26 protein-coding genes are annotated in these 25,756 nt (G+C 67.2%); 7 read left to right on the plus strand and 19 right to left on the minus strand.

The features are described 5' to 3' along the window. Window positions 1–7: 7 nt before the first annotated feature. Complete coding sequence (locus tag E5S69_RS27925) at window positions 8–526, minus strand: GNAT family N-acetyltransferase (protein ID WP_171517696.1); 519 nt, start codon at window positions 524–526, stop codon at window positions 8–10. A gap of 325 nt (window positions 527–851) precedes the next feature. Between E5S69_RS27925 and E5S69_RS27935 the strand changes: the two genes are divergently transcribed. Next, a complete protein-coding gene (locus E5S69_RS27935) occupies window positions 852–2,396 on the plus strand; it encodes a methyl-accepting chemotaxis protein (RefSeq protein ID WP_171517698.1) in 1,545 nt (514 codons plus the stop codon). 482 nt (window positions 2,397–2,878) lie between these two features. Continuing rightward, window positions 2,879–3,400: a DNA-binding protein gene (locus E5S69_RS27940; protein WP_171517699.1), complete on the plus strand. Its 522-nt coding sequence runs from the start codon at window positions 2,879–2,881 to the stop codon at window positions 3,398–3,400. A 70-nt stretch (window positions 3,401–3,470) separates the two neighbouring features. Here the strand turns inward: E5S69_RS27940 and E5S69_RS32690 are convergent, their stop codons facing one another. Together E5S69_RS32690 and E5S69_RS27945 are read right to left on the minus strand one after the other, a co-directional pair. Continuing rightward, complete coding sequence (locus E5S69_RS32690; RefSeq protein WP_272871742.1) at window positions 3,471–3,599, minus strand: hypothetical protein; 129 nt, start codon at window positions 3,597–3,599, stop codon at window positions 3,471–3,473. 88 nt (window positions 3,600–3,687) lie between these two features. Beyond that, complete coding sequence (locus E5S69_RS27945) at window positions 3,688–4,680, minus strand: Bug family tripartite tricarboxylate transporter substrate binding protein (RefSeq protein WP_171517700.1); 993 nt, start codon at window positions 4,678–4,680, stop codon at window positions 3,688–3,690. 267 nt (window positions 4,681–4,947) lie between these two features. Here E5S69_RS27945 and E5S69_RS27950 point away from each other — a divergent pair, with 267 nt between their 5' ends. Beyond that, window positions 4,948–5,391 carry a thioesterase family protein gene (locus E5S69_RS27950; protein WP_171517701.1) on the plus strand — a complete coding sequence of 148 codons (444 nt, stop codon included), beginning with the start codon at window positions 4,948–4,950 and terminating at the stop codon, window positions 5,389–5,391. Window positions 5,392–5,439: 48 nt separating this feature from the next. Here the strand turns inward: E5S69_RS27950 and E5S69_RS27955 are convergent, their stop codons facing one another. Further along, the gene (locus tag E5S69_RS27955) at window positions 5,440–6,339 is read right to left on the minus strand and encodes a recombination-associated protein RdgC (RefSeq protein WP_171517702.1); all 900 of its coding nucleotides are present in this window, start codon (window positions 6,337–6,339) and stop codon (window positions 5,440–5,442) included. A 110-nt stretch (window positions 6,340–6,449) separates the two neighbouring features. Beyond that, entirely contained in the window at window positions 6,450–7,028 is a 579-nt protein-coding gene (locus tag E5S69_RS27960; protein WP_171517703.1) for a BPSL1445 family SYLF domain-containing lipoprotein, read from the minus strand. Window positions 7,029–7,240: 212 nt separating this feature from the next. Here E5S69_RS27960 and E5S69_RS27965 point away from each other — a divergent pair, with 212 nt between their 5' ends. After that, window positions 7,241–7,666, plus strand: coding sequence for a hypothetical protein (locus tag E5S69_RS27965; RefSeq protein WP_171517704.1), 426 nt, complete (start codon window positions 7,241–7,243; stop codon window positions 7,664–7,666). An 18-nt stretch (window positions 7,667–7,684) separates the two neighbouring features. On the opposite strand, the gene E5S69_RS27970 is transcribed toward E5S69_RS27965, so the two are convergent. From E5S69_RS27970 to E5S69_RS27980, 3 genes are all read right to left on the minus strand, one after another. Continuing rightward, complete coding sequence (locus E5S69_RS27970) at window positions 7,685–8,518, minus strand: aldo/keto reductase (protein ID WP_171517705.1); 834 nt, start codon at window positions 8,516–8,518, stop codon at window positions 7,685–7,687. A 99-nt stretch (window positions 8,519–8,617) separates the two neighbouring features. Beyond that, the gene (locus E5S69_RS27975) at window positions 8,618–10,009 is read right to left on the minus strand and encodes a GntP family permease (protein ID WP_171517706.1); all 1,392 of its coding nucleotides are present in this window, start codon (window positions 10,007–10,009) and stop codon (window positions 8,618–8,620) included. Between the two features lie 202 nt (window positions 10,010–10,211). After that, complete coding sequence (locus E5S69_RS27980) at window positions 10,212–10,604, minus strand: tautomerase family protein (RefSeq protein ID WP_171517707.1); 393 nt, start codon at window positions 10,602–10,604, stop codon at window positions 10,212–10,214. A gap of 129 nt (window positions 10,605–10,733) precedes the next feature. Between E5S69_RS27980 and E5S69_RS27985 the strand changes: the two genes are divergently transcribed. Then, window positions 10,734–11,606 (plus strand): LysR family transcriptional regulator, encoded by an 873-nt coding sequence (locus E5S69_RS27985; protein ID WP_171517708.1) that lies wholly within the window; start codon window positions 10,734–10,736, stop codon window positions 11,604–11,606. A gap of 180 nt (window positions 11,607–11,786) precedes the next feature. Further along, window positions 11,787–13,889 (plus strand): TonB-dependent receptor, encoded by a 2,103-nt coding sequence (locus E5S69_RS27990; RefSeq protein WP_171517709.1) that lies wholly within the window; start codon window positions 11,787–11,789, stop codon window positions 13,887–13,889. Window positions 13,890–14,014: 125 nt separating this feature from the next. On the opposite strand, the gene E5S69_RS27995 is transcribed toward E5S69_RS27990, so the two are convergent. Next, complete coding sequence (locus E5S69_RS27995) at window positions 14,015–14,479, minus strand: DUF2147 domain-containing protein (protein WP_171517710.1); 465 nt, start codon at window positions 14,477–14,479, stop codon at window positions 14,015–14,017. Between the two features lie 1,517 nt (window positions 14,480–15,996). Between E5S69_RS27995 and E5S69_RS28000 the strand changes: the two genes are divergently transcribed. Next, window positions 15,997–16,575: a histone H1-like DNA-binding protein gene (locus E5S69_RS28000; protein ID WP_171517711.1), complete on the plus strand. Its 579-nt coding sequence runs from the start codon at window positions 15,997–15,999 to the stop codon at window positions 16,573–16,575. 244 nt (window positions 16,576–16,819) lie between these two features. Here E5S69_RS28000 and E5S69_RS28005 read toward each other — a convergent pair whose 3' ends face one another. The 10 genes from E5S69_RS28005 to E5S69_RS28050 form a co-directional block, all read right to left on the minus strand. Continuing rightward, window positions 16,820–17,296, minus strand: coding sequence for a hypothetical protein (locus E5S69_RS28005; RefSeq protein WP_171517712.1), 477 nt, complete (start codon window positions 17,294–17,296; stop codon window positions 16,820–16,822). Window positions 17,297–17,332: 36 nt separating this feature from the next. After that, on the minus strand, window positions 17,333–18,280 hold the full coding sequence (locus tag E5S69_RS28010; RefSeq protein ID WP_171517713.1) for a carbohydrate kinase family protein: 948 nt from the start codon (window positions 18,278–18,280) through the stop codon (window positions 17,333–17,335). 126 nt (window positions 18,281–18,406) lie between these two features. Further along, complete coding sequence (gene tpx / locus E5S69_RS28015) at window positions 18,407–18,907, minus strand: thiol peroxidase (protein WP_171517714.1); 501 nt, start codon at window positions 18,905–18,907, stop codon at window positions 18,407–18,409. 97 nt (window positions 18,908–19,004) lie between these two features. Beyond that, complete coding sequence (locus tag E5S69_RS28020; protein ID WP_171517715.1) at window positions 19,005–20,459, minus strand: DUF3426 domain-containing protein; 1,455 nt, start codon at window positions 20,457–20,459, stop codon at window positions 19,005–19,007. Between the two features lie 9 nt (window positions 20,460–20,468). Next, entirely contained in the window at window positions 20,469–21,362 is an 894-nt protein-coding gene (prmA, locus tag E5S69_RS28025) for a 50S ribosomal protein L11 methyltransferase (protein ID WP_171517716.1), read from the minus strand. Between the two features lie 39 nt (window positions 21,363–21,401). Continuing rightward, window positions 21,402–22,754 carry an acetyl-CoA carboxylase biotin carboxylase subunit gene (gene accC / locus E5S69_RS28030; protein ID WP_171517717.1) on the minus strand — a complete coding sequence of 451 codons (1,353 nt, stop codon included), beginning with the start codon at window positions 22,752–22,754 and terminating at the stop codon, window positions 21,402–21,404. A 246-nt stretch (window positions 22,755–23,000) separates the two neighbouring features. Next, window positions 23,001–23,468, minus strand: a complete 468-nt coding sequence (accB, locus tag E5S69_RS28035; RefSeq protein WP_171517718.1) for an acetyl-CoA carboxylase biotin carboxyl carrier protein — start codon at window positions 23,466–23,468, stop codon at window positions 23,001–23,003. Between the two features lie 166 nt (window positions 23,469–23,634). Continuing rightward, window positions 23,635–24,132, minus strand: coding sequence for a type II 3-dehydroquinate dehydratase (aroQ, locus tag E5S69_RS28040; RefSeq protein WP_171517719.1), 498 nt, complete (start codon window positions 24,130–24,132; stop codon window positions 23,635–23,637). 196 nt (window positions 24,133–24,328) lie between these two features. Then, complete coding sequence (locus E5S69_RS28045) at window positions 24,329–24,877, minus strand: TlpA family protein disulfide reductase (protein WP_171517720.1); 549 nt, start codon at window positions 24,875–24,877, stop codon at window positions 24,329–24,331. 31 nt (window positions 24,878–24,908) lie between these two features. Further along, on the minus strand, window positions 24,909–25,598 hold the full coding sequence (locus E5S69_RS28050; RefSeq protein ID WP_171517721.1) for a UDP-N-acetylmuramate--alanine ligase: 690 nt from the start codon (window positions 25,596–25,598) through the stop codon (window positions 24,909–24,911). Window positions 25,599–25,756 lie beyond the last annotated feature (158 nt).

Below are 25,756 nucleotides of genomic sequence, written 5' to 3' on the forward strand. Positions count from 1 at the left end.
CGATGGGTCAAGCCAGCGACTTCACCGGCACCGAATAGACCACCCGCACGAACTTGGGCGCCGGCTGCCGGTCCACCACGACGCCGCCCATCGCTTCCGCAATCCGGCGGCTCTTCCAGTTCTGCTCAGCGGCCGGATATACAAAGCGCGCTGGCCGCAATGCGGCCGTTGCCCACCCTGCCACGGCCAGCACCGCTTCCTTGCCATAGCCGTGGCCATGGGCATCTTCGCGGATCCAGATGCCGAACTCCGGCGCCGGCGTGTCGGCGTGATGGAGCCCGGCAAGGCCAAGGAAATGACCGTCGCTGGTCCGGCGGACGGTGAAGACAAAATCAGTTCCGTCTTCCATGGCCGGCAGCCACGCCTGCCATACCTCGCGAAACGCCTCGGGCGACGGGGCGGGGTCCCAATCCATGTAGCGGGCGAGCGTTGGGGTGATGCAGGGCCAGGCCTCAGCTGCGTCATGTCCGCAGAAGGGTGACAGGGTCAGGCGGTCGGAGTGGATCGGCAGGGCGGACACAGGCATGGGGCAGGTTGGGTCAGTCCCTCGGGTGCGAACCGGTTACCACCAGTGTACGCCTGCTGATCCCTCCCACTTGCGGTATCCGGCGCGGCGACGCGATCCCGTGCCCCCGCACTCAGTGCACCCACGGACAAGGTCGTACCGGCCGGCACCGTGACGGTTTCCGCGTACGTGCCGCTCACGGGGCGCCGCGCGTCACGAAAGCTGCCCAACTTTGACAGGGCCGGGCCCCGATACTCTCCTCAACTTACCGATCTCCCTGCCGATAAGAGCCCTGCCATACCAGCGCTTGCGCTGGGGGTGACCCCATGCCCATCGGAAATCCGTAATGAAGATCGCAGTCAAACTCCCGCTCGCTTTCGCGGCGGCGCTTATCGTCATGTTCGCCGGTGCCCTGTACGGCCTGAGTACCTTGAACCGCTCGATCGACGACTACAACCATGTCGTGCTCGAACGGGTCGAGGAAGAACGGCTGGTTACGGCGATGCTCGTGGATTTCAAGGAGCAGATCCAGGAGTGGAAGAACACGATCCTGCGCGGCAGCGACACGGCGCGGCTGGACATGCACTGGGCCGCCTTTGCCGCGCGCGAGTCGGCGATCCGCGCACGTGGCGCGGCGCTGGCCAGGCGCCTGCCCGATGGCAAATCGAAAGCGCTGGTAGCGCGGTTCACCAGCGCCCATGCCACGATGGGCGAGGGCTACCGGCGCGGCTTCGAGGCCTTCAAGGCGGCGCAGTTCGATCCGGCCGCCGGTGACCGCGTCGTGACCGGTGTCGACCGCGAGCCGGCGCGACTGCTGCAGGAGGCCGCGCGACTGATCGCGGCGGATGCCGCGGCTGTGTCCGCGCAGACCGCCGCGACCGCCAGCCACGCCGCGACGCTGAGCTATGCGCTGATGCTCGCCGCGTTCGCCTGCGGGCTGGCCGGCGCGCTGGTGTTCAGCCGCGCGCTGACGCGACCGCTGTCCCGTGCGCTGAATGTGGCGCAGACGGTGGCCAGGGGAAACCTGTCGACGCCGATCGATACGCGCGGCAAGGACGAGATCGCCGCACTGATGCAGGCGCTGCACGACATGCAGCACAGCCTGTCCGATGTCGTCGGGCTGGTGCGGCGCAATGCCGAAGGCGTGGCGGCGGCCAGCGCGCAGATCGCGAACGGCAACTTTGACCTGTCGGCACGCACCGAGCAGCAGGCGGCTTCGCTGGAACAGACCGCCGCGAGCATGGATGAGCTGACGCTGACCGTGCGCGCCAACGCCGAGAATATTGAACAGGTTTCCCGGCAGACGGCGCTGGCCCGCGATATCGCGGGACGCAGCGTCGATGTGATGGGTCATGTCGTCACCACCATGCAGGAGATCGCCGAGCGCTCCGCCAAGGTGGGCGATATTGTCGGCGTGATCGAAGGCATCGCGTTCCAGACCAACCTGCTGGCGCTGAACGCCGCCGTCGAGGCGGCTCGCGCCGGCGAGCAGGGACGTGGCTTTGCCGTGGTCGCCAACGAGGTGCGCACGCTCGCGCAGCGCAGCGCGGTGGCGTCGCGCGAAATCAAGGCGTTGATCGACGTGGCGGTCGAGCGCGTCGCGGCCGGGCACGCGCTGGTCGGCAACGCCGGCGGCACGATCGAAGAGATGACGGCGGCCATGGCGCAGGTTTCGCGCTTCGTGAACGAGATCGTCGCGGCGTCCGGCGAGCAGCGCCATGGCATCGAGCAGGTTAACCAGGCGGTCGGCCAGCTCGACGAGGTCACGCAGCAAAACGCCGCGCTGGTCGAGCAGGCTTCGGCGGCGACGCAGTCGATGGCGGAGCAGGCGCGGGCGCTGCGCGAGGCGGTGGCGGTGTTCCGGCTGGGTGGGGCGGCGGCAGTGGCGTGAGTCGGAGTGGTCGACGACAGCGTCTGGCGCGCCTGGTTGGCGATACCCGTACCTGCCAGCAGGCTGTGCTTACAGAGTCGTCCTAACGCCACGAACGGCGCATAGCCGGACAATTCTCCCATTGCATCGCAGATAGCTTGCGTTATTGGTTGTCACTTGACAACCTTGGGCCATGCTTCTAGCCTTGGAGAAATCGATGGCCCGTGCCCAACACCCCAAGAAGGACATTGAAGGTGCGTTAACCCACGCCGAATCTCGCGGCTGGCGTGTCGAGGCGGCGAAAGGCAGGGCCATGCCTGGGGACGGATCTACTGTTCGCACAATGACCACGCATGCCGTGGTGGGGAATTCTGTGTCATCAGCATCTATTGCACACCCTGGAGCCCATCCAACCACGCCACCCGAATCCGTCGGATCGTGGACAACTGCTTGCATCGGTACGAAGTCGCGGTGCCAATCGAGCTGACGGAGAAAACACCGCCATGGAATACGCGTTCACCTTGAGATACCAGTTGCCGGCGGATGACAGCGATCCCGACACGCTCGCCGAACGCCTCTATGAAGCCGGATGCGACGATGCGACCGTGGGTATGGGCGTGGTCGGCCGGATTGCGCTGGCGTTCGACCGGGAAGCGGAATCGGCGGCCGACGCCATCGTCAGCGCGCTGACCGATGCCCGTCGCGCCATGCCGTCCGCCTCGCTGATCGAAGCGGCGCCGGACCTGGTTGGCCTGACGGACATTGCGGACACCGTCGGCATGTCGCGCCAGAACATGCGCAAGCTGATGCTCGGCCATCCGGCTTCCTTTCCCGCGCCGGTGCACGAAGGCGCCAGTGCGCTCTGGCATTTGTGGGAGGTGCTGTTGTGGATGTCGGGAAAGGGGTACGAGATCGATCCCTCGCTCACGGACGTCGCTGCGGCCGCGATGCAGGTCAATCTGGCCAAGCGTGCCGGAAACATCGTCCCGGCAATGGAGCGCCGTGTCCGCAAGCTGGTTGCCTGAGGCGGCACGCCGGGGCGGCGTGCATTTCCCCACCGGCGACGAAAAAGACGATTGATCCGCCGGCCGGCCCTCAGTCCAGCCGGAACACTCCGACCGCCCGGTTCAACCCTTCAGTCTGCGCCCGCTGTGCCCGCGCGGCTTCGGCCGCGTCCGCCACCAGTTCGGCGTTCTCGTCGAATGCCGCCTGGATCTCGGCCACGCGTACCGCCATGCCCTCGATGCCGCGACGATGTTCCGCCGGTGCGGGATAGCCGGCATCTGCAAGCAGACGCCGGCGCTGCCATGCCTCAATCCAGGCGGATATTGTTTTCCTTGATCACGTTGCCCCAGTACGCCTGGTCGGCCCGGGTCGTCGCCGCGAAGGCCGCCGGCGGCGTGGTCTTGACGATCAGCCCCAGATCCCCCAGGCGCTGGCGGATGTCGGGCGCGGCCATCACGGTTTCTACGTCGGCCGCGATCTTGTCGACGATGGCCTGCGGCGTGCCGGCCGTGGTGAACAGGCCCAGCCAGGCCGGGCCGTCCAGCCCCTTGAAGCCGAGTTCCTGGAAGGTGGGCACGTCAGGCAGCATCGGCGCGCGGGTGTTGCCGGTCACTGCCAGCGGCTGCAGCTTGCCGGTGCGGGCGTGCTGGCGCACCGTCATCGGCGACAGCGTGCCCAGCGAGATCTGGCCGCCGATCAGGTCGGTGGCGATCGGCGCTTCGCCCTTGTACGGAACGTGGACCAGCTGCGCGCCGGCATTCTTCAGGAAGACCTGCATGTAGAGATGGGCGCCGGTGCCGATGCCGTAGGTGCCATAGGCGTACTTGTCCGGCTGGGAGCGGGCCAGGCTTACCATTTGCGGCAGCGTGCGCGGCATCGCGCTGCTGGCGGTCAGCACCAGGCTGGAGGTGCACAGCTGGCCGATGGCGGTCAGGTCGCGCAGCGGGTCGAACGGCGGCTTGGCCACCATATAGGGTGTCTGCACCAGGCTGGGCAGGCCCAGCAGCAGCGTGTAGCCGTCCGGCTGCGCCTTGGCGACCACGTCGGCGCCGATCATGCCGCCGACGCCGGGCCGGTTCTCGACGATCACCGGGCGCTGCCACAGCTTGCCCAGCGGGTCGCCCAGCGCGCGCGCCAGCACGTCGGTGGCGCCGCCGGGCGGGTAGGGCACCACCAGCCGCACCGGGCGCGCCGGCCAGGCTTGCTGGGCCCAGGCGCGGCCGATGCCGAGGGTTGAAGCGGTGGCGGCCAGGGATCCGGCTCCCAGCCATTGCAGGGCCTTGCGGCGGTCGGCTTGCATGGTGTTTCCTCCAGTCGTTGACATCGTGTCGGCGTGCGGCTCCGGAGCGTCGATGCGCCAGTGGCCACGGCAAGGCGCAGCGTACGAGGCCGGCATGCGCCGCGGCATCGGCGGGATGGACGAAAACGGTGGGGAGTACTTACCCGAATGTAGGCGGCGGTGCGGCAGGGGCACGGGCCGAACCGGCGCATCGCTTATGATGGCGCCGCTGCCGGCGCCTTGCGTTCTTCGTGCGGCGTTCGATCCATTTTTCTAGCCCGACCCATCATGGCCCGCCTCAAGCTCGACCTGCCCGCCGACCAGCTTTGCTACGCCACGCACCTGACCGTGCGCGTGACCGACATCAACTCGGCCAACCACCTTGCCAACGATTCGATGATCTCGATGATCTCCGAGGCGCGGGCGCGGTTCCTGTTTGAATTCGGCAGCGCGGACGTGCGCGAGGAAGGGGTGGGCATCATCGTCACCGACCTGGCCACGATGTACCGCAACGAGGCCCATGCACGCGACCAGCTGCTGTTCGAGGTGGGCGTGATGGACTTCAACAAGTACGGCGGCGACATCATCTTCCGCATCACGCGGCCGGCCGATGGCGCGCTGATCGCGATGGCCAAGTCGGGCTTCGTCTTTTTCGACTACGTGGCGAAGCGGGTAGTGGCGATGCCGGCGGGATTCGCCGGGCGCTTCCCCAAGGTGAACTGGGTGGAATAGCCGCCGGCGAGGCGCTGCCCGGTGGCAGCGCCTCCGAGAGGGCTGGGGTCAGGCCTTGCGCTCGCCGCCGAGCGCCTCGGTCAAGTCGGCCAGCAGCCCGGACAGCTCGCCCGCCATCATGGTGAAGTCCGAGTCGAAGCGCTCGTCTTCATCGTGCGCGGTGCCGTCGGCCTGTTCCTTGATCACGTCGAGCGGCGCCAGCTTCTTGACCACCAGCCCGTCGGTCAGCACGAACGAGACGCGGTCGTTCCAGGTCATCGCCAGGCGCGTGCAGCGCTTGCCGGCGGCGATATGGCGGCGCAGGTCTTCCGGGTCGAGCGGGTGGCGCACATAGCGGACCGTGGCCTTGCTTTCGGCGCCGGATTGCAGCTCGATTTCCTGGTCGACGGTGAAGCCGCCGGGGGCCGCATCGCCGGCCAGCCATTCGGTCATGGCCGCCACCGGCGACTGGTTGACGTGCAGGTTGATCAGCGGTAGCGGGTCGAGCGCCTTGAACAGCATGCCGCGCACTTCATCGGCCTTGGCCGCGGCGGCGGCATCGATGGCCAGCCAGCCATGGTCGGGGTCGATCCACACGCGCGTGTCGCGGCGGATGCTGAAGGCGCGCGGCAGCAGTTCTTCGGTGACCTGCTCCTTCAGTTCCTTCAGTTGCTTGCGGCCCGGCTTGTAGCCTTGCTGCTCTTCGATCTCGGCGGCGCGGGCGCGCGTGACCTGGTTGACCACGGTGGTCGGCAGAAGCTTTTTTTCGGTGCGCAGCGTCAGCAGCATCTGGCGGCCGACGGTATGGACCAGCTGGCCGTTGTCACGGGGCGAGGCCCAGCCTTGCGTCTGCATTTCGAGGCTGGTACCGGGAAAGAAGGCGTGCTTCGCCAGGCTGGCTTCGACCTCGTCGGCGCTAGGCGCCCACGGGGCGGCGAAACGATGGACCTGCAGATTCTTGAACCACATGGGAATTCGGCCAAAGGGACGAATTCTATCCGCTCGCGGACCACGGCCGCGAAAAATGCAGGGCGCCGCGCGGCACGACGGCCCCGCGGCGGACCACCACAAGCCCGCCGTTACAGGTCGAGTTTGCTGATCTTGCTGCCCTCGAAGCTCAGGCCCGCCATCAGGCCGGCATTGGTCATGACGAAGCCGACGATGGGCTGCTGGGCGGTATTGGTATCGAGCACGCCGTTTGCGCCAACGGTGGCCAGCGCCACGGTGGCATCGACGCCCGCGGTCCAGCCGCTGCTGCGCACAAACTTGTCGTAGGCTTCCGGCGTCATGAACATCAGGATGACGGCCTTGGACTGCGCCCCGATCTGCCAGCCCACCGAGCCCGCGATCAGGCGGTAATAGCCGCGCGTGGCGCCGCCCGAGCGCAAGGCGCCGTCGCCATACTCGCCACCGACGATAAAGCCGGCCGAGAGGGTCTTCGGGAACACCAGGATGCCGCGCGCGCGGTTGCCCAGCTCGCGCGAGCCGTTGACCGTGCTGTACAGGCGCGACAGCGTGGCATCCGCGCCCGAATCCAGCTCGCGCCGGCGTGCCGCCTTGTCGCTGGGCGCGCCGGGCTTGGTGGTGGTGCAGGCGCCCATGGCCAGGCTGCCGAGGGCCAGACCCGCGCTGGCCGAAAGGAAGGTTCGACGTTTCATGTCGTCTCCTTGGTGTTGTTGTCGTCTTTGAAGCATAGGCGCCGAAATCACCCCGGCAAATGATTCAGGCCAAGGAGTCGTTTCCATTTGTGACGAAGGTGGTACGGGATGGCCGTTCGCGGCAAAAATAATGGGCCTTGCGCCCGGTACGTCCCATGGCTGCCTTGCAGCTGCCGTGTGACGCCGCTGCGCCGTGACCGCCTCGATCCGCCATGAAAAGACTTCTCACCGCCCTGCCACTGACCTCGCTGGCCCTGCTGGCCGCCTGCGCTTCCCAGCCTCCGGGTCCGTCCAACGATGTCAGCGCGAGCGCGTCCGCGGCCGCCGATCCCGCCAGTGGCTGGCAGGCGCTGCGCGCCAAATACATGGACTGCACGCAGAAGCAGGCGAACGACAACTTGTCGGCCAAGGGCCAGTCGAAGGACGTGGCCGACCGGGCGCTATCCGCATGCCAGCCTGAACTCGAAGCGATGCACGATGCGTTCCGCGGCTATCTGGAGGCGCAGATGTCGTCATCGCACGGCAAGAGCAGCGCGCGCCAGGCGGCGGCGCGCGTAACCACCGACACCCGCGACAAGGCGCGCAGCTACCTGGTGCGCTACGTCGAGCGCGAGCGCTACCTGGCCGGCCAGAACTGACGGCGGGCCGGCCGCGCCTCAGAGCATTTCCAGCGGCCCGGGGCCGTCGGGCGGCGGAAAGATGCGGTCGATCTCGGCCAACTGGGCCGGCGACAGCATCTTCGACAGCGCGCCCAGGTTCTCCTGCAGGCGCTCGCGCCGGCTGGTCTTGGGGATGGCGATGACGCCGTCTTGCGCCAGCAGCCACGCCAGCGCCGCCTGTGCGGCGGTCATGCCGTGGTCGCGAGCGAAGCGCTTTAGCCCGGGGTTGCCCAGCAGCCGCGCCTGCTCGATGGGGGAATAGGCCATCACCGGCACGCCGCGCTGGCGCAGCCATGGCAACAGGTCCCATTCGATGCCGCGCCGGCCCAGGTTGTACAACAGCTGGTTGGCGGCCAGGCGGCTGCCGCCGGGCGCGTCCCACAACTCCTGCATATCGGACAGGTCCAGGTTGCTGACGCCCCAGTGGCGGATCTTGCCGTCGCGCTGCAGCGCTTCCATGGCCTGCACGGTCTCTTCCAGCGGCACGCCGCCGCGCCAGTGCAGCAGATACAGGTCGATGCGGTCGGTGCCCAGCCGCTTCAGGCTGCGCTCGCACGCCTGCACGGTGCCGCGCCGGCTGGCGTTGAAGGGGTAGACCTTGCTGACCAGGAAGGCCTGGTCGCGCCGGCCGGCGATGGCCTCGCCGATCAGGGCCTCGGACTGGCCTTCGCCGTACATCTCGGCGGTATCGATCAGGCGCAGGCCCAGGTCCAGCCCCAGGCGCAGCGTGGCGATCTCTTCGGCGCGCGCGGCGCGGGACTCGCCCATATTCCACGTTCCCATGCCGAGCGCCGGGACGCGCTCGCCGTCGGGCAGGGTGACTTGCTTCATCGGTTGGCTTCCAGGTTGACCGGGTCGGGCGCCCGGCGGCACCCAACCACACTAGTTAACAACACCGACAATGTACAACCCGCGCGGGCCGGCAATGCTTCAAACCAGTCCGGTCAGAAAATACACGGCGATGACAAAGAACACCGCAGCGGTCTTGATCAGCGTGACCGCGAAGATATCGCGGTAGGACTCGCGGTGGGTCAGCCCGGTCACGGCCAGCAGAGTGATCACGGCGCCGTTGTGCGGCAGGGTGTCCATGCCGCCGCTGGCCATCGACACCACCCGGTGCAGCACCTCCAACGGGATCTGCATGGCTTGAGCGCCCGCGATAAAGGTCTGCGACATCGCCGCCAGCGCAATGCTCATGCCGCCCGAGGCCGAGCCGGTGATGCCGGCCAGCGTGCTGACCGAGACCGCGGCATTGACCAGCGGATTGGGTATGACGCGCAGCGCATCGCTGACTACCAGAAAGCCGGGCAGTGCGGCGATGACGCCGCCAAAGCCATATTCCGACGCGGTGTTCATCGATGCCAGCAGTGCGCCGCCGACTGCGCCCTTGGTGCCCTCGGCAAAGCGCTCGCGCAGGGCGCCGAAGGCGGTCACCAGTACCACGGCGATGCCCAGCAGCAGCGCGCCTTCCACTGCCCAGATCGCGGTGACGCTGGCGATCTTGGTTTCCACCGGCTTGGCCAGCCCGGGCAGCGCCACGCTGCTGGATGCGCCATACCAGAGCGGAATCATCTGCGTCAGCCAGAAGTTGGCCACGCCCACCACCACCAGCGGCAGCAGCGCCAGCAGCGGATGCGGCAGCTTGCCGGCCTGGCTGCGTTCCGGCTCGTTGCGCAGGTTGGTGCCGTAGCCCTCGCCGCGCGCGGCCGCGGCACGGCGGCGCCATTCCAGGTAGCTCAGGCCCACCACCAGGATAAACAGCGACCCCGCCACGCCCAGCGCCGGCGCGGCCCACGAGGTGGTGTTGAAGAAGTTGGTGGGGATGATGTTCTGGATCTGCGGGGTGCCGGGCAGCGAATCCATGGTGAACGAGAACGCGCCCAGCGCGATGGCGCCCGGCATCAGCCGCTTGGGGATGTTGCTCTGGCGATACAGCTCGGCGGCAAACGGGTAGACCGCGAACACCACCACGAACAGCGACACGCCGCCATAGGTCAGCAGCGCGCACACCGCGACGATCACCGCGTTGGCGCGCGACCGCCCGATGTAGCGGATCGCCGCGGCGACGATGGACTCGGAAAAGCCCGACAGCTCGACCACCTTGCCGAACACCGCGCCTAATAGGAACACCGGGAAATACAGCTTCACGAAGCCGACCATCTTCTCCATGAAGATGCCGGTGAACACCGGCGCCACCGCCGATGGGTCGGTCAGCAGCACCGCGGCCAGCGCGGCGATCGGCGCGAACAGGATCACGCTGTAGCCGCGGTAGGCCGCGAACATCAGAAAGGCAAGGGCTGCCAGTACGATCAGGAACGACATCGGATCTCCTTCAGGGTTGCCTTCTCCTGAGGTGCGGTCCGTTGCCGCGCGGGGGCCGGCGCTTGTGGCGCGTTGTCTCTTTCTGTGCGTCAGGAAAAGGGATCAGCCGGCGACTGTGCCACAGCTTGGCTCGCGGCGAAACCTCAGGGCTCGCCGCGGACACCAGCGGTAGTGGCCGCGGGCATGAAGGAGAAGGCCAGCTTTACCCATGCTGATGGCGATACTCCTGCGTGCGCCCGCCGTAGCCATACGCCGCGGCACGGGCGTCGATCACGTGGACGTAGGAGACCGGATGCAGGTTGCCGAGCAGGCCCGACATGGTCTCGAACACGGCCGCGATGAACTGCGCCTTCTCCGCCTTGGTGTTGGTTTCATCGGTCACGCTGATATCCAGATGGAAGGCGTTGCGGCCCTGCCCGGACAGCGGCGCGTCGGCGATGATCCAGCTGTCGTGCGGGATGTACTGGACCGTCACAGCAATGACGTCGCGCTGCTTGCCGAGCACGCGCTCGGTCAGGTCGGCGATCGCCCTGGCGCTGCGGCGGGTGAGGTCGGCATCGGGTTGGCCGGACAGGTGCAGGACGATGTGGGGCATGGCGGCTCCTTGGGTTTGGGCGGGTCGGTGAAGCCATGGTAGGGTCTGGTGTAGTATCGGGAAAGCGGGAATAACCGATACATTCCATCGACTAATCCGAAACCCCACTCGCTCTTTCGGAGGCTTGCCATGCGCGGATTCGACACTGACCAGTTGCGCACCTTTGTGACGGTGGCCGACAGCGGCAGCCTGTCGGCCGCGGCGCCCAGGCTGTTCCTGTCGCAGTCATCGGTCAGCGAGCAACTGCGCAAGCTTGAGGAGCGCGCCGGCGTGCCGCTTCTAACCCGCGGCCGGCACGGCGCGCAGCCGACGCCCGCCGGGCAGCGGCTGCTGGCGCACGCTCGGCGCATCCTGGCGCTGAACGAACTGGCCTTGCAGGAGTTGCGCGGCCATGCGCTGGAAGGCGAACTGCGCCTGGCGGTGACCGACTATTTCCGCCCGGGCGAGATCGCCGGCATGCTGCGGCGCCTGCGCGAGCGCTATCCCTACCTGCGCCTGCACGTGACGGTGATGAAGAGCGCGGCGATCGATGCTGCCGCGGACCGTGACGCCTTTGATATCGGCCTCAGCATGCGGCTGCCGGGTACGCGCGGGACGGCCGCGCGCGGCACCGTGCTGCGGCGCGAGCCGCTCGCCTGGGTGGCCGCGCCGGCGGAGGCCGACAGCCTGCCGGCGACCCTGCCATTGGTGCTGCTGCCGGATACCTGTTCGCTGCACCAGTACGTGGTGCAGCGGCTGCTGCGCAAGCGCGTGCCGTTCGAGATCGCGCACTCCGCGTCCGGCGTAGCGGGGCTTCACCTTGCGCTGGCGGCGGGGCTGGGGATGTCGTGCCTGAATGCGTCGGCGATCGGGCCCGGGGTGGCGCCGCTCGACGCCGCCACCGTCGCCAGGCTGGGCCTGCCGCGGCTGCCCGAGGCGGAGTTCTTCCTGCTGCCGGCCCGGCGCGGGGAATCGGCATTCATTGCCGAGGCGCGCGCTGCGCTCGCCGCGCAATTGGCCTGAGCGCTTTCAGCGCGAGTCGAACAAAGATCACAAAGCGGAGCTTGTTATCCGCTGCAGTTGTGGTGAAAGCAACATATGTGAATTGGGAATGGGAATAATTCGCAATCTCGTTGACCATGACGAGTCCGTAATCGATAATGCGCTCGAATTATTGAAAGTTATTACAGTCGATTACAGGCCATGAGAATAAAACTTCACCCGATATGTGCCGCGGTGGCGGGGAGCTTCGTTTTTCAACCGATGCTAGTGTGGGCACAGGCCGCGCCGGCGGCTTCGGCGCAGTTGCCGGAAGTCACGGTCAAGGCTGACGCCAGCCGCGACCTGGGCGAGGGCTATAACCCGCCCAATGCGGTCAGCGCCACCAAGACCGAAGCGCCGCTGCGCGACGTCCCGCAGACCGTCAACGTGGTGACCGCCGAGGTCATGCGCGACCAGCACGCCACCTCGATGCAGGACGCGCTCAAGAATGTGCCGGGCGTGTCGTTCTCCACCGGCGACGGCCAGCGCGACCAGGTGTCGATCCGCGGCTTCACCGCCATCGCCGACCAATTCGTCGACGGCATCCGCGACGACGCGCTGTACTTCCGCGACCTGTCCAACGTCGACCGCGTCGAGGTCATCAAGGGACCGGCGGCCGTGCTGTACGGGCGTGGCTCGTCGGGTGGCCTGATCAATCGCGTGACCAAGAAGCCGGGCATCGATGTGACCGACTTCGCGCTCAGCTATGGCATGTGGGCCGACCGCCGCGCCGAAGCCGACGTGGGCCGCGTGTTCGCAGACGGCGCCGCGGCGTTCCGCATCACAGGCGCGGTGGAGAAGGCCAACAGCTACCGCTCGCAGCAATTCCTGGACCGCTCGGCGATCGCGCCGTCGCTGGAACTGCGCATCGCGCCCGAGACCACCGTGCTGTTCCAGGCCGATTACCTGGAAGACCGCCGCGTGACCGACTTCGGTATTCCGGCTTACCACGGGCGTCCGGTGGACGTGCCGGCGTCGCGCTACTACGGCGCAGCCAATGCGCGCGATGCGGACTACTCGCAATCGCGTGTGTTCTCCGGCACCGCCACGATCAACCATCGCTTCAATGAGAACTGGTCGATCCGCAATGCGACGCGCTATTACCACTATTCGCTGGACCGCAACAACACGCTGACCGCCGCGGTCAACGAAGCGGCGGGCACCCTCACCATGAACCACGGCAATGTCCGCCGCGAGGAACATGGCTGGTTCAACCAGACCGACCTGATCCAGAAGGCGACGATTTTCGGCACCAAGCACGAGATCCTGTACGGCATGGAGATCGGCCAGCAGAACAAGGACCAGGTCAACAACACCAAGCTGGTGCCGGGCACCTTCGACCTGTTCAACCCGGTGCTGCCGGTGCTGCCGCGCCAGGCGCCGGGCAACCCGACCACCTCGAACCTGGGCATCTTCGATACGCTCGCGTTCTACACCCAGGACATGATCACCTTCAGCGAGCAGTGGAAGGCGCTGGTGGGCGTGCGCTACGACAACTTCCAGCAGGAAACCCGCAACCGCATCGCCGGCCAGCGCGACCTGTCGCGCAGCGACTCCGCCTGGAGCCCGCGCGCCGGCCTGGTGTGGCAGCCGAGCAAGGCGCAGTCGTACTACGTGTCGTGGAGCAAGTCGTTCCAGCCGTCGGGCGAGGCGTTTGCCCTGGCGGCCAACAACGCCGACCTGGCGCCGGAGACCACGAACAATACCGAGGTGGGTGCCAAGTACGACTGGCTGAACGGCAAGGCCAGCACAACGATCTCGGTGTTCCGTCTGGAGCGCTCCAACATCAAGGTGAGCTCGCCCAACAACGTGCTGATCCCTATTGGCGAGCAGCGCACCGACGGCGTGGAACTCTCCGGCGCGGCCGAGCTTGGCAGCGGCTGGCGCATGCTGGCCGGCTACGCCTACCTGGACGCCACTATCACCAAGTCCACCGTCGCGCTGCAGGGCAAGCGCGCCACCATCACGCCGCGCCACTCCGGCAACCTGTGGGTGACCAAGGACCTGGGCCACGGCTTCGGTGTCGGCCTCGGCGCCAACCTGGTGGGCGCGCGCTATGCCGACCCGCAGAACACCGTGACCCTGCCCGGCTACGTCACCGCCGATGCCATGGCCTGGTATCGCCGCGGCGCCTTCGAAGCCCAGCTGAACCTGTACAACCTGTTCGACAAGGGCTACATCGTCTCGGCGCACGGCTCCAACGCCAACCTGAACATGCCGGGCGCTCCGCGCAGCGTCATGGCTACCCTGCGCTACCGCATGTAAAGCGCAGCATCGGGGACAAAAAAACCGGGCGGTGATGAACCGCCCGGTTTTTTTTCGCCTGCCGTTTCTCCTTCAAGCCGGCATGCCACGGCATGCCTCGGAGAAACCCTGAGTCCTGGCAGCGCTCAGTGCTCGCGCTCCCAGGTCTGGGTGCGCCCGATCAGGCTGATGCCGATGAAGCCGCGCACGCTGAGCTTGTTGCCATCCTCGGCCAGCGACATCTTGCTCTTGTAGACCTTGCCGTTCTCCGGATCCAGGATCTCGCCGCCGCTCCACTCGTTGTCGCCGGTCTTGCGCAGGCCGGACAGGATAGTCATGCCGATGATCGGCTGGTCCTTGCGTGCGTCGGTGCACTTGTCGCAGACCCGCGGCTTGCCGTCGCTGTCGACGAAGCTCTTGAGCAGTCGTCCGCTGTAGACGCCGTTCTTCTCGGTGATCTCGACCAGCCCGCGCGGCTTGCCGGTGTTGTCGTCGATGGTCTTCCACGTGCCGCTGGGCGTGGCCTGCGCCATCGCCGCGGCGCTGGCGAGCAGGGTGGCGGCAAGCACCGCGGCGCGCACGGTGCAAGCAAGGGGGGAAGGGCTGCGCATGATGTCTCCTTTGAGGTCCGTAGCCACGCCAATCTACTGGCGCAGCCGCCGCGCCGCAATCCGCCGCCGACCGGCGCGTGCCTGTCCGCGGTCCCTGCCTGCTGCCCGCCAAGCCGCATGGAGAGGGCGTTTGCGGGTTTTTGTGGCGCAGCAAAACGCGCCTGCGCGACGCCGCTGAAGCAATCCTCTAAGCGGACGTACGACGCGCCAGGCGGCACCTTGCCGCATGCTTCGAGAGCGCGCGAACGCATCCGCAAAGCACAGCGCGCTCGCTCCGGATTCCAACGGCAAGCGCGTGCGCCACGCATGCACGACGAGACTTCGTCGCAGCGGCTGCCGGAGTGTTGCCGCAATGCTTCGCTGTCGTCGCGGCTTGGCTCGATCGCAACGCTTCAATGCCTCCGCGATGCCCTTGCGATGTTGCGTCGATGCAAACCGTTGCGTGCACGCATCACTCTCGCGCACGTTCGGCGATGGTGTCGCGCAGCGACCGACGCCGGCGTCGTCGAGCACTGGCCGCGGCGCGGTGTGCGCGTGCCGGGTCGAGTGTGTAAAGCATGCAGAGCGCGCACCGGTGTTCACGTCGCGCGCGTGTCGAAGCACGCTGCGGCACGGCTTGAGTGGTGTCGCCCGCGTTTCGGTGCATCGCCCGCAAAGCCTTTGTCCATGCGGCTTTTCGGAAAGCGCGATGACGCGCGGCAGAGCGTTTCACGGTTGTCGCGCGCACGCTGCGCGGCATGTCATCGATACGTGCGGCGGTGTGTAAAAGCTGCGGTGCGAGCCATCAGCGAAGGGGTATCGCACAGCGTGCGCGAGCATGCGCGGTAGGGGGCCGCACTCGCACGCGCGCGACGCGTTTGGATGTCGTCGGCAACGTCTTCGTGACGACGCGCGTGAGAACTAGTTGGAGCGATACATGCGGGCAAGTTTTTTTGCACTTTTTTCTTAACATCATGGTGCAAACGAATTATGATTCGCCTTGACAAGAGTCTCACTTCATTGCAGCGAAGCAGGAAGCAAGATGAACCGAACCAGCGCGATGCGCGCTTCGATGCAATGACGAAGGTAGTAGCTGAGGAGCACGAGAACTTTGACGCAGACCAGGCCCGACCGGCTTCTTAAAACGCGTGCAGTCTCCCTTGGTCCATTAACGGGTTGGACCCGCTACCACCGAATGAATGCCGCCTGCAGTGCGCGAGGCCAAGCCCGCACCGCAGGCCAGCTGTCCGATATCTCCTCATTTCTGGCCGCGCGCCGGCTCAACGGGCGGTGCGGGCTGATCGAATATTCCAGGGCGCGGCATGTGCCCGAGACCCGCTTGCGGGCTCGCGCCGGCCGCCAAGTCACCGCCATGGGCGGTGCGCCTGCAACCGAATTCATTAGCGTGCAGCAGTGGTCGGGCCGCACGCCGATGAATCGCTCGCTCGACTGGGGCCGCGCTGCTGTGGCGCGCCTCGGGTCGGTCGGGTCGCCAACTTAGGTCATTCGATATTCACTCTCTAGTGAAGGAGTTATCCATGGCAACTGCTGCAAAGAAAAAGCCGGCGGCTAAGAAGGCCGCCAAGCCGGCCGCCAAGAAGGCTGCTGTGAAGAAGGTCGCCGCCAAGAAGGCTGCACCGGCCGCCAAGAAGGCAGCCGCCAAGAAGGCACCGGCCAAGAAGGCCGCGGTGAAGAAGGTCGCCGCCAAGAAGGCCGCACCGGCCAAGAAGGCAGCCGCCAAGAAGGCACCGGCCAAGAAGGCCGCAGTGAAGAAGGTCGCCGCCAAGAAGGCAGCACCGGCCAAGAAGGCTGCTGCCAAGAAGGCACCGGCCAAGAAGGCCGCGGTGAAGAAGGTTGCCGCCAAGAAGGCAGCACCGGCCAAGAAGGCTGCTGCCAAGAAGGCGCCCGCCAAGAAGGCTGCTGCCAAGAAGGCTGCACCGGCCAAGAAGGCTGCTGCGAAGAAGCCGGCCGCCAAGAAGGCTGCTGCCAAGAAGCCGGCTGCCAAGAAGGCTGCCGCCAAGCCTGCCGCGGCCCCTGCCGTGGCTCCCGCTTCGGCTGCCAAGACCGCGCTGAACCCGGCTGCTGCCTGGCCGTTCCCGACGGGCAACCGTCCGTAAGCTGCGCCGCCACGGCGTGGGACTTACCCGTTCCGCAAGGAACCACCACGGCACGCAAGTCGTGCCCATATGACCGGATACCGCGTATCCGGTCCGCAAGACACCTGGTCTTGCCAACCCGCCGATGGCAACCGCCCGGCGGGTTTTTTCATGGGCGCGCGGGCCGGGTCGCCGGCTCGGCCAAAGAAAAAGCGCCGCACCCTTGCGGGTGCGGCGCGTGGGCTACGCCTTGGGTGACTGGCCGTCAGTGGGTGACGCGGGTCACGCCGCCGGAGGACAGCAGCCGCACCCGTTCGCCGGGGCGGAAGGCTTCGTCGGCCTCCTGCGTGATCGCGCGCATCTCGCCGTTGTCCAGGCGCACGGTGATCTCCAGCGCGCGGCGCTGGTTGATCTTGTTCTCCGCCGCGCTGCCGGCGATGCCGCCCAGCACCGCGCCGAGGATGCCGGCCGCCACCGCGCCGTTGCCGCCGCCGATGGTGCTACCGGCCGCGATGCCGCCGATGGCGCCGCCAGCAAGCGTGCCGGCGCCGCTCTGGTTGCCCTGGATGGTGACCTCGCGGATGCCTTCGACCACGCCGTAGCGCACGGTCTGCTCGCGCTGCGCCTGACCGGTGCCGTAGACGCTGTTGGAATTGGATTGCGTGGCGCAGCCGGCGGCCAGCATGGCAACCAGGGTGGCCCCAAGGACGGCAATCGCGCCGCCGCGTAGCTTGTGGTTCATGTCAGTTCCCGAAAATCGCCACGCGCTGGCCGCAACTCAGGCGTAGCGGTACCCGAATGCAGACTGGAACCGGCTGCCGATTTCCTCGCGCGACAACCAGTGGTTCTGCGGACCCTGCTGCGCGATCTTGACCGAACCCATCAGCGATGCCAGGCGGCCAGTCGTTTCCCAGTCTAATCCGTTTTCAATGCCGAACAGCAGGCCGCCGCGGAAGGCGTCGCCACAGCCGGTCGGGTCGACGATGCGCTCGGCCGCAACGGCCGGGATCGCGTACTGGCGGCCATCGGCAAAGATGCTGGCGCCGCGTTCGCCGTGCGTGACGACGAAGGCACGGACCTTCGCGGCAACCTCGGCGCTGGTCCACGCGGTGCGGGACAGCAGGACCTGCGCCTCGTAGTCATTGACTGTCACGTAACTAGCGAGTTCAACGAACTCCCGCAGGTCGTCGCCGTTGAACAGCGGCATGGCCTGGCCCAGGTCGAAGATGAACGGCACGCCGGCTTCGGCGAACTGGCGCGCGTGGTGCAGCATCCCTTCGCGGCTGTCGGGCGCGACGATGCCCAGGCTCGGCGCAGCGGCGCCGCCCAGCGCGTCCTTGACATGGTTCAGCTGCGACTGGCTCATTGCGCCAGGGTGGAAGGCGGTGATCTGGTTGTTGTCCAGGTCAGTGGTGATCATGGCCTGCGCCGTGAAAGTCTCCGGCAGCACGCGGATGTGGCCGGTGGGGATCTCCAGCTTGCGCAGGTATTCCAGGTAGGGCTCGGCGTCGCTGCCGACCGTGGCCATCACCACCGGATCACCGCCCAGCATCTTCAGCGTATAGGCGATGTTGCCGGCGCAGCCGCCGAACTCGCGGCGCATGCCGGGCACCAGGAACGAGACGTTCAGCATGTGGATCTGGTCCGGCAGGATGTGTTCGCGGAAGCGTCCGTCGAACGTCATGATGGTGTCGTAGGCGACGGAGCCGCAGATCAGGCTGGCCATGCTCTCTCCAGGTGTCGGGTTGGTTTGGTGGATAGAAGCCCTTGCGGGCGCAAGCAGTCATGCAGAAAACAGAAGCGGCCGCCCCGTGGTCGCGGGCGGCCGCTGATATCGCAGGCGCGCCGCGTGTTACTTCAGCGCGGCCAGGGCGGCGTCGTAGTCGGGCTCGGTCTTGATCTCGGGCACCAGCTGGCTGTACTTGACGGTGTCATTCTCGTCGAGCACCACCACGGCGCGGGCGGTCACGCCGGCAAGCGGGCCGGTCTTGATGTCGACGCCATAGTTGGCCTTGAACTCAGCGCCGCGCATGGTCGACAGCGGCACCACGTTGGCGAGCCCTTCGGCGCTGCAGAAGCGGCCCATGGCGAACGGCAGGTCGGCGGAGATGGTCAGCACCACGGTGTTGGCGAGGCCGCTGGCGGCTTCGTTGAACTTGCGCGCGGAGGCCTGGCACACCGGGGTATCCAGGCTTGGGACGATGTTCAGCACCTTGCGCTTGCCGGCGAAGTCGGCCAGCGTGACGTCCTTCAGGTCCTTGCCGACCAGCGAGAAGGCGGGGGCCTTGTCGCCGGCTTGCGGGAACTTGCCTGCGACTTCGATGGCGTTGCCGCCGAGGGTGACGTTGCTCATGTCTACTCCTTGAGATCTGATGGGTTTCCGGTTGTGGTCCGGAGCGGGGGCAAGGCCCGCCGCCAGACTCGGATTCGGTCGGCGGCGGGCCAGGAATTCAGGGATAAAAAATCAGCACGCGATAGTTGGCTGGCGCCTGCTGCGTCCGGAATCGTACCCGAACCGGCAGCTCCATGCCCGCGCGCAGCCCTTGCGTGGCCAAGGCCTGCTGCGACGGCTCCAGGTACTCCCCGGGCTGCAGCACCCGGCGCAGCAGCAGTTGGTCCTGCAGGTCGGTCATCACCAGTTCGATCGCCGGGAGCGCGGTGCTCGCGCGGCCGAGGTTGCGCAGGGTGACGGCTAGCAGGTAGGCGTCGCCGCCTTCATCCTGGCGCTGCAATTGCGAGGTCTCGATGCGCAGCGCATCGATGTCGCGCCACGGCGGCACGGTGCAGCCCAGTGGCGCGCATGCCGCCTCGAGTGCCGGGCGCAGCATCGGGAAGTGCCCGGCCAGCTGGCTGCGTCCCAGGTATGCGAGCTGCAACAGTGCGGCGATGGCGAGCACCACGGCCAGCGCACGCCACGCCGCGGGGGCCACCGCAATGGGCCGGCGCGGCTCGCGTTCGCGCTCGCGCTCGCGCGCCTGCCGCAGGAAGTCAGGAGCGAAGACCGGCCCGGCCGGTGCCTCGGCGCGGACCCAGCGGCGGGTCGCCTGCTCACGCGCGACAGCGCCACCGGTGACGCTGGAAAGGGTGTCGGCGCCGGCGGCGTTCGCTTCGTCGTCGCCAACGCCGGGCAATGCGGCCGGGGTCGTGGCGGCGGCGGGAGGGGCCGACGCGTCAGGCGAGCGCGGCGTGTGATCTGGCCACGGCGCAGGCTCGGACCGTGCATCGGCCGTAGCCGCGCGCAGGAACTCGCTGGCGCTGGGGATGGCGCCGGCAACCGGCGACGCGGTGCTATCCGCGCGTACCGGTTGGGGCGGCGCAGGCTTTTCGGCCGGGCTGTCGAGCGCAGCCTGATCGAGCGCCGGCCAGGCGGCCGTCGGGGCGGATGGCTGGGCTGCCGGTACCGGTGCAGCCACCGGGCCGGCACCTTGGCGCTGCGCCTCGCGCGCATCGCGGTCGGCGACGGCTTCATTGGCTTCGCGCAACGCGCGTTCGATCTCGGCATCGTCCATGCCGGCCTGCGGCGGCACGGCCGTGTCCTCGGGCGACGACATCAGCATCGTCGGCGCATCCAGTGCCGGCACGTCGTAGCCGGGATCGATGGTCGGGGTGAAGGCGGGTGGCGGCGCAGGCGTTGCTTGCGCCGGTGCCGGCGCCGCGGCGGCTTCAGCGGCCGCGGGGGCGGGAGCCGCTGCCGGCTTCTGTGCCACTGCCGTGGCGCTGCCCGCGCTGGTGCCCGTGCTGGTGCCAGCGGGGAGGGGAATCTCAATCAGGTGCTCGCGCGCGTCGAACACCGTTTCGCACTGGCCGCAGCGCACCAGCCCCTGGCGCAGGCGCAGCTGGTCGGCGACCAGCCGGAAGGCGGTGCGGCAGGCCGGGCAGCGCGTGACTAGCTTGACGGCGGCCATGGGGTGGATTCAGGGGCGGGTGCCGTGCAGGCAGACCCAGCCTTCCTCGCTGCGCCACACCGTCAGCGGCAGCCAGGGCGCGTAGGCCGCGGCGACTTCTTCGGCCTGGCGCTCGAGCACGCCGGACAGCACCAGCCGCCCGCCGGCGCGCACGCGTGCACTGAGCATGGCGGCCATCAGCTTGAGCGGATTGGACAGGATATTGGCAACCACCAGGTCGTAGCTGGCTTCGGACACGGATTCCGGCAGCGCGAACGACGCCTCGACGTGGTTGCGCTCGGCGTTGTAGCGCGATGCTTCGACCGCGTTGGGGTCGATGTCGATGCCGACCGTGTCGCCCGCGCCCAGCTTGCGCGCCACGATCGCCAGGATGCCGGAGCCGCAGCCGTAGTCGAGCACGGTTTCGCCGGGCTTCAGGTTCTGCTCCAGCCACTGCATGCACAACCGCGTGGTGGGATGGCTGCCGGTGCCGAAGGCCAGGCCCGGGTCGAGCTCAAGCACCACCGCATCGGGCTCGGGTGCGTCGTGCCATGACGGCACCACCCAGATGCGTTCGCCGATGCGGATCGGTTCGAACTGCGATTGCGTCAGCCGCACCCAGTCCTGGTCCTCGACCGCGCGCAGCTCAAACGCCGGCACCGGGTCGAGGCCGAGCTGGTTGGCGGCGGCGGCCACCACCACGGCCGGATCGGCGTCGTCGCCGAACAGCGCGACCACGCGCGAGCGGTTCCACGCGAGTTGCTTCGGTTCCAGCCCGGGCTCGCCAAACAGCGGCTGCTCATCGGGCGTGTCGGCATCGGCGTCTTCCACCGAGACCGACAGCGCGCCGAGGTCGAACAGGGCGTCAGACCAGGCCTCGGCCTGGTCCTGCGCCACTTCGATCACACATTCCTGAAATGCCACGGGCTTCCTTCTGTTGCTGCGGGTTGCTCAGACCGATGCTCAGGCCTTCGCGCGTTCTGCCAGGCGATGCTCGAGATAATGGATGCTGGTGCCGCCTTCAACGAAGTTGGCGTCCATCATCAGTTCACGGTGCAGCGGCACGTTGGTCTGGATGCCGTCCACCACCATTTCCGACAGGGCGATGCGCATGCGGGCGATGGCCTGCTCGCGCGTGGCGCCGTAAGTGATGATCTTGCCGATCATCGAATCGTAGTTGGGCGGGACGAAGTAGCCATCATACGCGTGCGAGTCCACCCGCACACCCGGGCCGCCGGGCATGTGCCAGGCGGTGATGCGGCCCGGCGACGGCGTGAACTTGAACGGATCCTCGGCGTTGACGCGGCATTCGATCGCGTGGCCGCGGAACTGCACGTCCTTCTGGCGCAAGCGCAGCTTCTCGCCAAAGGCGATGCGGATCTGCTCCTGCACGATGTCGACGCCGGTGATCATCTCGGTGACCGGGTGCTCGACCTGCACGCGCGTGTTCATCTCGATGAAATAGAACTCGTTGTTCTCGTACAGGAACTCGAAGGTGCCGGCACCGCGGTAGCCCATCTTCTTGCAGGCCTCGGCGCAGCGGTCGCCGATGCGCTCGATCAGGCGGCGCGGGATATGGGGTGCGGGCGCTTCCTCGATCACCTTCTGGTGGCGCCGCTGCATCGAGCAATCGCGCTCGCCCAGCCAGATGGCCTGCTTGTGCTGGTCGGCCAGAATCTGGATTTCCACATGGCGCGGGTTCTCTAGGAACTTCTCCATGTAGACCTCGGGATTGCCGAAGGCGCGGCCGGCTTCTTCGCGCGTCATGTTGACGGCGTTGATCAGCGCGGCTTCGGTATGCACCACACGCATGCCGCGGCCACCGCCGCCGCCGGCGGCCTTGATGATCACCGGGTAGCCGACGCGGCGCGCGGTCGCCAGGATTTCCTTGGGGTCGTCGGGCAGGGCGCCGTCGGAGCCGGGTACGCACGGCACGCCGGCCTTGATCATGGACTGCTTGGCCGACACCTTGTCACCCATCAGACGGATGCTGTCGGCGGTCGGGCCGATGAAGACGAAGCCGGATTTTTCCACGCGCTCGGCAAAGTCCGCGTTCTCGGACAGGAAGCCGTAGCCGGGGTGGATGGCTTGCGCATCGGTCACCTCGGCGGCCGAGATGATGGCGGGCATATTCAGGTACGACAGCGGCGACGGGGCCGGGCCGATGCAGACGGCTTCGTCTGCCAGGCGCACGTACTTGGCCTCCTTGTCGGCCTCGGAGTACACCACGACCGTCTTGATGCCCAGTTCGCGGCAGGCGCGCTGGATGCGAAGGGCGATTTCGCCGCGGTTCGCGATCAGAATTTTTTCAAACATGGTCTCTCTCTGCGAGAACAGTAGCGGTCCCGCTGCGTGGCGCAATGGCACGCCGGGCGCGCTGCGTGATGGCCTGTGGCCACCCGGGCCGCGAAACTGCGGGAACTGCATGGAACTGCACGGAACGGGCCGCGAAGCCCACAACGTCCCTGACGCGGGAAGCACCGTGGAATGCCGCGCGAGAAGGGCCGCAGTGGACCGCTTGCGCAGCCTGCGGCAGCCCCGGGGCCGGCATGCCGGTCAGGGTCAGCCGATGACGAACAGCGGCTGGCCGTATTCCACGGCCTGGCCGTTCTCGACCAGGATTTCCTTGATGACGCCGGCCTTGTCGCACTCGATTTCGTTGAGCAGCTTCATGGCTTCGATGATGCAGACGGTCTGGCCTTCCTTGACCGCGTCGCCCACGTTGACGAACGGCGCGGCGCCCGGCGAGGGGGCGCGGTAGAACGTGCCCACCATGGGCGAGGTCACCACATGGCCGGCGGGCAGTTGGGCAGCAGGCTCGGCAGCCGGTGCGGCGGCGCCGACGGGAGCGGCCGCGGCCGGCGCGGCGGCCGGCAGGGCCTGCATCTGCGGCATGGCCATCGGCGCGGCGATGACTTGCGGCGGTTGCTTGACGATGCGTACCTTGCCGTCGCCTTCGGTGACTTCCAGCTCGGAGATGCCGGATTCGGCCACCAGGTCGATAAGCGTCTTCAGCTTGCGCAGGTCCATCTTTTTATCCTCCTGAATCGGGTTTTCCGCCGCTGCCCGGACCGGGCCGTGGCGGAACAATCGTTGTGCCGGCCACCGGAAATCCACGCCCGCCGTGCCGAGGCACGCCAACGGGCGCAGGCCGCCGGGCGGCGCGCGCAGGTTGTCAAAAAATCCTTGTGGGGGTTCAGCTCCCCGAACTCTCGGGTGGGGGCTGCTCCTGGCCCAGTACATAGTCCAGCGCCAGCAGGTAACCCTGCCAGCCCAGCCCGCAGACCACCCCGACCGCCACGTCCGAGAAATAGGAGTGGTGCCGGAAGCTTTCGCGCCGATGCACGTTCGACAGGTGCACCTCGATGAACGGGATCGCCACGCCGGCCAGCGCGTCGCGCAGCGCCACGCTGGTATGCGTGTAGGCGGCCGGGTTGATGATGATGAACTCGACCCCTGCCACGCGGGCGGCGTGGATGCGGTCGACCAGCGCTCCCTCGTGGTTGGACTGGAACGAATCCAGCGTAATCCCGGCTTTCGCCGCGCGTTCCGCAAGGGCTGCGTCGATATCAGCCAGCGTGGTGTGCCCGTAAGTCTCTGGCTCCCGCGTGCCCAGCAAGTTAAGGTTGGGCCCATGCAGGACCAGCACCTTGCGGTAGCGGGGTGAGCGACGGATGGAGCGGGTTGCAGTCACGGCGGCTCGACCAGATCAACGAAATTGCGCGGAGATTACCGTAGCTTAGAGGGATTTGTCTAGCGGGCGATACAAGGCTTTACAGCCAACAACGCCGCTTCGAGGGCCTTTTGAGCACTTTCGCGTCAAAATGAGCCGTGAGGTGGACAATGCTCAAGAAATCAGCGTAATTCGACGATGTTGCGCGAAGAATGCGTCAGGAGCGCGGCAGCACGGCACGCAATTCGTCGGGTGTCACGCGCCCCATCTTGCGGTACTTTACCGATCCGTCGGGATTGATGACTACGGTGTAGGGCAGTCCACCCGCGCTGTTGCCGAAATTACGGGACAACTCCGTGCCAGCGAAGCCGGCCACGGCCAGCGGATACGCCACCGGCACTTTTTGGGTGAACTGCTGGATGTTTGCGGCCGAATCGATGCCGATGCCGACAAATTCAACCTGTCGGTGCTTGAACTCCTCGTGCAGCGCGGTCAGTTCCGGCATTTCCTCGACGCACGGGCCGCACCAGGGCGCCCAGAAGTTGACCACCACGGTCTTGCCACGCAACTTGCCCAGATCCAGTTCTGTGCCGGTCGGGTCCGGCATCCGGGACTGGAACAAAGTCTCCACGGCCTGTTCATTGGCAGGCTTGGGCGAAAACACGAACAGCCCGGCGAACGCACCGGCGGCGCAGGCAATCACGGCGACAGCGATCCACAGCCAGAGGCGGGAGCGGCGGGCGGGCGGGGCGACGGTTTCAGTCATGGGAATGGCGGGGAACCAGTAAAAAGGTGCGTCAGGCGTTGCCGGCAGCGTCGGAGGCATCCAGCAGCGCTTGCACGGCTTGCACATCCGCGCGTGCCGCGCGGCCTGAGGCGTCTGGCCGCATCGCGCCGCGTTCATCGACGGCATCATACAGGGCTATATGGATGCCGACTGGCGCACCCAGTTCCGCGCGGACTTCTCCGGCTAGCAGGCGCGCCTCGCGCTGATCGGGCCACTGTCCCTTCCACAGGAAGCTGAGCGTCTCGACCTCGCCGCGGCCGCCGAAGTGGCGGCTCTCGCTGGTTTCGAAGTCGACGCCGGCGTTGATCAGGTGCAGCGCGGCGTCCTTGGCGCTGTCGCAGAAGCACTGCAGATAGATATCCGAGTGTTCCGTGGCGGTGCCATTGAGCACGGCCCCCACCAGGTAGGGCCGGAACGGCGCCAGGTCTTGCATGGCCATCACCGCCAGCCGGCGCAGCAGCGCCAGTACGCGCGGCTGGCTGTCGGCGTGGAACAGCGCCTGGTAGGCGCGCACTTCGGCCTCGACCTGCTCGTTGTCGGGCAGCCATTCGCCCGGGACGCGCTGCTCGCCCAGCACCTGGCGCGCGGCCTTGCGCTTGGCGGTGGCGTAGTCGGCACCGTCCTCGGCAATCATGCGGGCGGCAGCCTGGGCGATTTCCTCGCGCAGGCGGGAGGGGTCAGGGGCGGTACGTCGATTCATGCCCCATGATACCGGAGGCGTTCGCCCACGCGGTGTGGGTGCTGCCGCAGTGCAGCGAAGGGCGCTGGCGCTCGGGTACAATCGAAGGCTTCCTGCCTGGCCGCCGCCGCACCAAAAGGCTCCAACCCAGCCGCCGCGCCGCCGGGCCCGAATCCCCA

This window comes from Cupriavidus necator (assembly GCF_013141915.1).
Lineage (GTDB): Bacteria > Pseudomonadota > Gammaproteobacteria > Burkholderiales > Burkholderiaceae > Cupriavidus > Cupriavidus necator_B.

Excerpts from the sequence above, each read along its gene's own strand:
- E5S69_RS27925 (WP_171517696.1), bottom strand. The coding sequence starts at position 526 with ATGCCTGTGTCCGCCCTGCCGATCCACTCCGACCGCCTGACCCTGTCA.
- E5S69_RS27935 (WP_171517698.1), top strand. The coding sequence starts at position 852 with ATGAAGATCGCAGTCAAACTCCCGCTCGCTTTCGCGGCGGCGCTTATC.
- E5S69_RS27940 (WP_171517699.1), top strand. The coding sequence starts at position 2,879 with ATGGAATACGCGTTCACCTTGAGATACCAGTTGCCGGCGGATGACAGC.
- E5S69_RS27945 (WP_171517700.1), bottom strand. The coding sequence starts at position 4,680 with ATGCAAGCCGACCGCCGCAAGGCCCTGCAATGGCTGGGAGCCGGATCC.
- E5S69_RS27950 (WP_171517701.1), top strand. The coding sequence starts at position 4,948 with ATGGCCCGCCTCAAGCTCGACCTGCCCGCCGACCAGCTTTGCTACGCC.
- E5S69_RS27955 (WP_171517702.1), bottom strand. The coding sequence starts at position 6,339 with ATGTGGTTCAAGAATCTGCAGGTCCATCGTTTCGCCGCCCCGTGGGCG.
- E5S69_RS27960 (WP_171517703.1), bottom strand. The coding sequence starts at position 7,028 with ATGAAACGTCGAACCTTCCTTTCGGCCAGCGCGGGTCTGGCCCTCGGC.
- E5S69_RS27965 (WP_171517704.1), top strand. The coding sequence starts at position 7,241 with ATGAAAAGACTTCTCACCGCCCTGCCACTGACCTCGCTGGCCCTGCTG.
- E5S69_RS27970 (WP_171517705.1), bottom strand. The coding sequence starts at position 8,518 with ATGAAGCAAGTCACCCTGCCCGACGGCGAGCGCGTCCCGGCGCTCGGC.
- E5S69_RS27975 (WP_171517706.1), bottom strand. The coding sequence starts at position 10,009 with ATGTCGTTCCTGATCGTACTGGCAGCCCTTGCCTTTCTGATGTTCGCG.
- E5S69_RS27980 (WP_171517707.1), bottom strand. The coding sequence starts at position 10,604 with ATGCCCCACATCGTCCTGCACCTGTCCGGCCAACCCGATGCCGACCTC.
- E5S69_RS27985 (WP_171517708.1), top strand. The coding sequence starts at position 10,734 with ATGCGCGGATTCGACACTGACCAGTTGCGCACCTTTGTGACGGTGGCC.
- E5S69_RS27990 (WP_171517709.1), top strand. The coding sequence starts at position 11,787 with ATGAGAATAAAACTTCACCCGATATGTGCCGCGGTGGCGGGGAGCTTC.
- E5S69_RS27995 (WP_171517710.1), bottom strand. The coding sequence starts at position 14,479 with ATGCGCAGCCCTTCCCCCCTTGCTTGCACCGTGCGCGCCGCGGTGCTT.
- E5S69_RS28000 (WP_171517711.1), top strand. The coding sequence starts at position 15,997 with ATGGCAACTGCTGCAAAGAAAAAGCCGGCGGCTAAGAAGGCCGCCAAG.
- E5S69_RS28005 (WP_171517712.1), bottom strand. The coding sequence starts at position 17,296 with ATGAACCACAAGCTACGCGGCGGCGCGATTGCCGTCCTTGGGGCCACC.
- E5S69_RS28010 (WP_171517713.1), bottom strand. The coding sequence starts at position 18,280 with ATGGCCAGCCTGATCTGCGGCTCCGTCGCCTACGACACCATCATGACG.
- tpx (WP_171517714.1), bottom strand. The coding sequence starts at position 18,907 with ATGAGCAACGTCACCCTCGGCGGCAACGCCATCGAAGTCGCAGGCAAG.
- E5S69_RS28020 (WP_171517715.1), bottom strand. The coding sequence starts at position 20,459 with ATGGCCGCCGTCAAGCTAGTCACGCGCTGCCCGGCCTGCCGCACCGCC.
- accC (WP_171517717.1), bottom strand. The coding sequence starts at position 22,754 with ATGTTTGAAAAAATTCTGATCGCGAACCGCGGCGAAATCGCCCTTCGC.
- accB (WP_171517718.1), bottom strand. The coding sequence starts at position 23,468 with ATGGACCTGCGCAAGCTGAAGACGCTTATCGACCTGGTGGCCGAATCC.
- E5S69_RS28045 (WP_171517720.1), bottom strand. The coding sequence starts at position 24,877 with ATGACTGAAACCGTCGCCCCGCCCGCCCGCCGCTCCCGCCTCTGGCTG.
- E5S69_RS28050 (WP_171517721.1), bottom strand. The coding sequence starts at position 25,598 with ATGAATCGACGTACCGCCCCTGACCCCTCCCGCCTGCGCGAGGAAATC.